Here is a 6,246-nt window from a genome sequence, read left to right on the forward strand (position 1 = left end):
TTCCAGATCGGCACGCTCAAGATTTCTTGATTCCTCAACAGAAATCGTTTTGGTAAAAATCGGAACACCACCATAAGTGTTTACCAGCAGCGAATAAAATACGCCCCTCAAAAAGTAAGCCTCGCCTTTCATTACCTCTTTGGTAGCATCGGGCATCGGAACTTTATCTACATTATCTAAAAAATAATTGGCTCTGTTAATGCCCTTATAGCAATCTCTCCAGCGCTCAATTACAATTCCTGCATCACCGGGCTGTATAGTACCGTTGCCCACCTGCATTTCCATTCCTTCCCAATGTGCCCACTGATAAGCATTTGGAGATGCAGCGTCCARTCCGCCACCATAGCCATAAACATGCCTGCTCTGCAAAGTATTGTACACTCCATAAAGTGCCAGGTAAGTATCCCCCTCGCTTTTCCAAAAATTATCCTCTGTAATTCTATCTTCCGGTGTAACCTCCAAAAAGTCTTTAGTACAAGAAGAGAAGAACACAAGAATAACCGACAATAAACTAATTATACGTTTCATAATTTCTCTTATTAAAATTGTAAATTGACACCTAACGTACTGATAAAGGGTATTGGATAAAGGCCGCCGCCATCATCAAACGTATTTCTCTCCGGGTCAAACCCTTCATAATCACCCGAAACAAATGCAGGTAAATTTTGGAAATTAGCATATACACTTATTCCACCCATTTTTAAACTGTTTATCAGTTTTTTTGGCAATTGATAGCTCAGCTGTATATTTTTAATTTTAAAATAGGAAAGATTTGATACCCAGAACGATGACTCATACCTGTTCCACGTATCATTTACTTTAATATGAGGCAATGTATTGCTCCTGTTTTCAGGTGTCCACGCATCTCTCCAACGCTCGGTAATTACACCGCCCGATATCCCCAAAGGCTCGGCCCATCTGCTTTTTGTAAAAGCATTAACACCTGCAGCCCCAGTAGTTACCACATCTAAATTCCAGCTTTTATAGCTAAAACCAAGATTTAAACCAAAGGTGAACTTAGGAATTGTATTACCTAATGATTGCTTATCCTGATAATCCAAACGACCATCACCATTTACGTCCTCATATTTCAAATCTCCGGCAGTAGGCGTATAAGCATTGTTCGACATATGTTGCTTTGCCTCTTCATTTGTCTGATACACACCTTGGAATTTAAAGCCATAAAGCGATTGAAATGAATAACCCTCACGGATAAGGTATAGTTGATCAGGAGATTTCCCACCTCTAAATTTAGTTACCTCATTGGTTACATAGGTCAGGTTTCCGCCAACCCTATAGTTAAATGCATCATCTCCGTTTCTGGATTGATAGGAGATTGATGTTTCAAATCCCTTATTCGTCATCCTACCCACATTTTCTACCGGTGCACTCACTCCGCCTAAAATCTGAGGGATGGGCAACCGCACTAAAATATCTGATGTTTTTTTAGTAAAATAATCCATTTCAACATTTAGCTTTCCGCTAAACATCGTAAAATCAACACCAATGTTGGTACTCTCAGTGGTTTCCCACGAAATACTACGGTCTACCAGCGCAGTAATGGCTGCACCCGGCACCAAGGCACCGCCAAGGTTATAACTAGAACCATAATTCTGAGTAAGGGATAACAGATATGGATAATCTCCGGCAATTGCATTAATGTTCTGATTCCCCAAACGACCCCACGAAGCCCTTACTTTTAAATTCTGTATCGCTTTAAAATCCTTTAAAAAGCGCTCCTCACTTAATCTCCATCCGGCAGAAAAAGCAGGAAAAAAGCCCCACCTGTTGCCAGCACTGAATCTCGATGATGCATCGGCTCTTAAATTGGCCTCTAACAAATACTTCTCATTAAAGTTATAATTGATCCTGCCGAAATAAGACTGCATCCTMCATTCTGTCGTATTCCCATTAGCAAGCGGATTAAAAGTACCCGCATCTACCTCAGACAAGCCTTCTTTAGGAGGTCCCGACCGCTGACTCAGCATATTTTTTAACTGATTCTCTTCTACCTGCATACCCACAACGGCAGTTACGTTATGCACTTCATTAAATGTTTTATTAAAATCAAGCGTATTAAAAAAGGCCCAGTAAAATTGCTCATCATTCGTTCTCGAGTTATTGATGGTCGAAGGATAATCCAAAACACTTGTCTTAATACCACTATCGGTATATGCATAATTTAACTGATTAAATCTATCTCTCCTGTTGTTATTAAACTGACCAGAATAAAGCGACTTAAACGTAAGTTCAGGGGTAAACTTAATGGTAGCATTTAAACTCCCTTTTATAAAGTTGTTTGCATATTGTGTGCGCCCGTTATACATATCAGGCAATGGGTTCCTCGTATCCACTATTGGCTGACCTTTGTTTGGCCCGCTTAAATAAAGCGCCTGCGTTGCACCGAATTTGCCGTCACGGGTATATGGAGCAGTAAATGGATACCCCCCATTCTGCATCAGGTACATCACCCGGCTAATTTCATCATATGGCCTTTGCGTAATTTTTCTGGTTGCCTGTACCGTTCCTCCTATCTCCATCCACTTATTCACCTTACTGTTCATGTTCAGGTTTAACCCAAATCTCTTCGAATCAGTTTCTTTAATTATACCATCCTGATCCATATAATTAAACGACAAATAATAATTCTGACGCTCAGAGCCACCCTTTACAGAAACATTATGCTCCTGGATTGGGGCGGTGGTAAAAACTTCATCAAAGAAATTGGTGTTTGGATATAGAAAAGGATCTGTCCCATTTTCAAAAGCGCTAATCACTTCCTGAGGGAAAAGCGGGTCGCCACCATTATTGGCCACTGCTTTGTTCCATATCCCCATAAACTCCGCGCTATTGTCTATAATATCAAAACGACGGCCCAGTTTCTGAACCCCATAATATCCATTGTAAGATAATTGGGAAGGCGAATCATAACTGCCTTTTTTTGTAGTTACCAGCACTACCCCGTTTGCAGCCCTTGAACCATAAATGGCAGATGATGCAGCATCTTTAAGCACCGTCATAGAGGCAATATCGCTGGGATTCAGCTCATTTAAGTTTCCTTCAACTCCATCAATTAAAATCAAAGGGTTTGTGTTATTTAACGTTCCAAATCCACGAACCCTTAATGTTGCGCCGTCACTGCCCGGAGATCCCGAATTCTGACTTACCCATACGCCGGTTACCTTGCCCGACAATGCCTGCGAAGCATTTGTAATAGGCCGGTTATCCATTTCCTTGGTAAAGTCAACAGAAGATACAGCTCCGGTCAAATTCACTTTCTTTTGGGTACCATATCCTACCACTACTACTTCCTGCAGTGCAGACGTGTCTTCTAAAAGTGTAACATCAATGGTTTTATTTGTGGATACAGGAATTTCCTGAGTGGTGTATCCAACAAAACTAAATACCAGAACCCCATTATCTTCAGGAACTGAGATGCTGTATTTTCCGTCGTTTCCCGTAACAGCGCCGGCAGTTCCCCCTTTTACTTTTACACTTACCCCCGGCAAGGGCAAGCCTTTTGAATCTTTTACAATTCCAGATATTAATACCTGCATAGCGCTTTCCTGCATAATAGCAGCAGTTTTTTTAGCAAGTTTTTTCTTTACAACAACCGTATTCTTGGTAATCACATAGGTAAGCGGCTGGTCTTTAAAAACAGCATCAAGTGTTTCCTTAAGGGTTGCATTGGTTAATTTCACATTTACCGGATTTACATCTTTCAGCATGTCCGAATTAAAGGCAAAATCGTAGTTAGATTGTTTACTTATTTTTTTTAATACTACTTCCAGAGAGGCATTTTCTTCAGCAAGKGTGATTCTTTGTGCATATGCCGAAGCTGTGATCTGGGCAGTTAATAGTATCAGTAATAAACATAATATTCTCATTAGCCTTCTAAATAATATAGAAGGCGGTTTATAGGTTAGATCAATTTTCATGAATGTTTTGGTTTAAGGTTAATAGGTTTGATTCAGATAGTACTTAATTGCTAATTGTGACCTCCCTTCCTTTAATGTTGTATTTCATTGATTCTGTTAGCTGAAATAGTTCAAGTACCTCAGAAATGGTACTTTTACGAGATATTTTTGCACTGAAGTTCAGTCCCGACATATTACCCTTATACACAACAGTTACATCATACCAGCGAGAAAGCTTCACCATAATAAGCTGTATATTCTCTTTATTGAAAACAAAATCACCATTTTTCCAGGCCATGGCTTCTTCCAAATCGGCAGGCAAATTCTCCAGATTTTCTTTCTTTTTATTCCATCTCGCCAATCTGCCCGGCACAAGTCGTGTTCTATCAGCCCCCTTGATCACATCAAGTGAACCCTCAAATAAGGTTGTAGAAATGTCTTTATCTTCTTTGTAAGCAGAAACATTGAAGTGGGTACCCAAAACCTCTACTTTCATGTTGTCTACAAACACCCTGAAAGGTCTTTTTTTATCTTTTGCTACTTCAAAGTAAACCTCGCCACTTATGTCAACCCGCCTCTCATTACCTGCAAAAAGCACTGGATAGGTAATGGATGATTCAGCATTCAACAACGCTCTGGTCCCGTCGGGCAGCGTTACCTGATACTGACCGCTGCGAGGGGTGGCAATCACATTCTTGCCTACTTCGTTATTCCCACTTGCATTGCCATTTGACTGGCTGTAAACAACTTTACCATCTTCTGTTTTTGTTATTTTCAGGCCAGATTCCTCTGCTAATACTCCATTTCCTGCCTTATCTAAAACAATAATACTACCGTTGGCAAGTTTTAATGTTGCTTTGTTCCCACCCGGAGCAACATCATCCATCGGCTTATCTGCTATTTCATTGTTTTCTTTAAGAGGCTTATTATAAGAAATAAAGTAGTAAGCACCACCACACAGGAATGCACACAGTAAAATCACTGCGGCAATCCGTAAAATGTAGGAAATAGTATGCTTTGTTTTTTGTAAAGGCTTATCGGTGATATCCGTTTGCAAGCGCGTCCACACACTTGCCAGATCATGTTCGGCCAATTGCTCATCCAAATCAAAACCGCTGTCATTGATATTTTCATACCAATGCTCTACCAGCAGTTTTTCTTCATCTGAGCAAATACCTTCCTTATATTTTTTTATCAATGCTTTAGCATCGAATTCTGAGCCAGCCATAGTTTTTAATGCTTCTTAAAACTATAGTCGGCCAAGTAAGGCGCAGGGGGGTAATAAAAATTGAAATAAATTCAGGATGATGAGATGGCTAACTCACATCATTCATATTTGATTGCATTTATAGGATTTGCTGATGCAGCTCTAACCGCCTGATAACTCACGGTCAGGTAAGCAATCAAAACAATGAATCCAGCTGAGCTGAACATCATGAACCCTGTGATCTCAGTTCGAAAATCAAATTTAGATAGCCAGATATTCATCAGGTAATAGCTTAAAGGAAGGCCTATACAAATAGCAATCAACACCATTTTTACAAAGTTCCAGCTCAGCAAATTAACAATGCCTACATGACTTGCACCTAGTACTTTTCTAATACCAATCTCCTTAGTCCGCAACTCTGCACTATAGGCCGAAAGCCCAAGCAACCCCAAACAAGATATAAAAATAGACAACCCGCCAAACAAATTAGAAAGTATAGAAAGCACACGTTCCCTTTCAAACTTCTCCTGATAAAGGCTGTCCACAAATTCCAGATCCACCGGATAAACGGGGTTCATCTCTTTCGTGATCTTAGTGATGGTTACCAAAGCTTCTTTGGTACTTCTTGCACTGTTCAAACGCATCGTAATCACGTTTGGCAAAAAGGGTCCCCATGCCACTACCATAGGCATTTCCTTTTTGGTAGGATCAGCCCAGATGATATCTTCAAACACACCAATTACAGTCCTTCGTATTCCTTCATAGAGCACCTTTTTACCAATGGGCTGTTGCAGGTTCATAGCTTTAACCGCACTGGAATTCAGCATAATTGCAGAACTATCTGAAGCAATATCTTTGCTAAAATCACGCCCTATGACCATTTTTACGCCTGTAGTATTGCTGAAATCATTTGTGGTAATGATCTGGTTAAATCTCAGGGATTTATCTGCAGGTAGCATGCCCTCCCATTCGAGCCCGCTGGTCACAGAGTTTTGCGTAGAGATGCTCGCAGTGGTTTTACACATAGAAAGCACTGCCCCAGATTGTACCAAACGGTTTTTAAGCGCATCATAATTTTGGAACAACATCCCCTCCATTGGCATTTCTACCAGCGAGGTACTG

General features: G+C 40.5%; 4 protein-coding genes. All 4 read right to left on the reverse strand.

The window, feature by feature from the left end:
* The coding region (locus tag AC1DG9_RS21495; protein ID WP_477635205.1) for a RagB/SusD family nutrient uptake outer membrane protein at window positions 1–528 on the reverse strand (528 nt) is incomplete at its 3' end.
* An 11-nt stretch (window positions 529–539) separates the two neighbouring features.
* The gene (locus tag AC1DG9_RS21500) at window positions 540–3,938 is read right to left on the reverse strand and encodes a TonB-dependent receptor (RefSeq protein WP_477635206.1); all 3,399 of its coding nucleotides are present in this window, start codon (window positions 3,936–3,938) and stop codon (window positions 540–542) included.
* 43 nt (window positions 3,939–3,981) lie between these two features.
* Window positions 3,982–5,145, reverse strand: a complete 1,164-nt coding sequence (locus tag AC1DG9_RS21505; protein WP_288883926.1) for a FecR family protein — start codon at window positions 5,143–5,145, stop codon at window positions 3,982–3,984.
* A 98-nt stretch (window positions 5,146–5,243) separates the two neighbouring features.
* A partial coding sequence (locus AC1DG9_RS21510) for an ABC transporter permease (protein WP_477635207.1) occupies window positions 5,244–6,246 on the reverse strand: 1,003 nt, incomplete at its 5' end.

The organism is Pedobacter sp. 05L430 (assembly GCF_056397585.1).

Excerpts from the sequence above, each read along its gene's own strand:
- AC1DG9_RS21505 (WP_288883926.1), bottom strand. The coding sequence starts at position 5,145 with ATGGCTGGCTCAGAATTCGATGCTAAAGCATTGATAAAAAAATATAAG.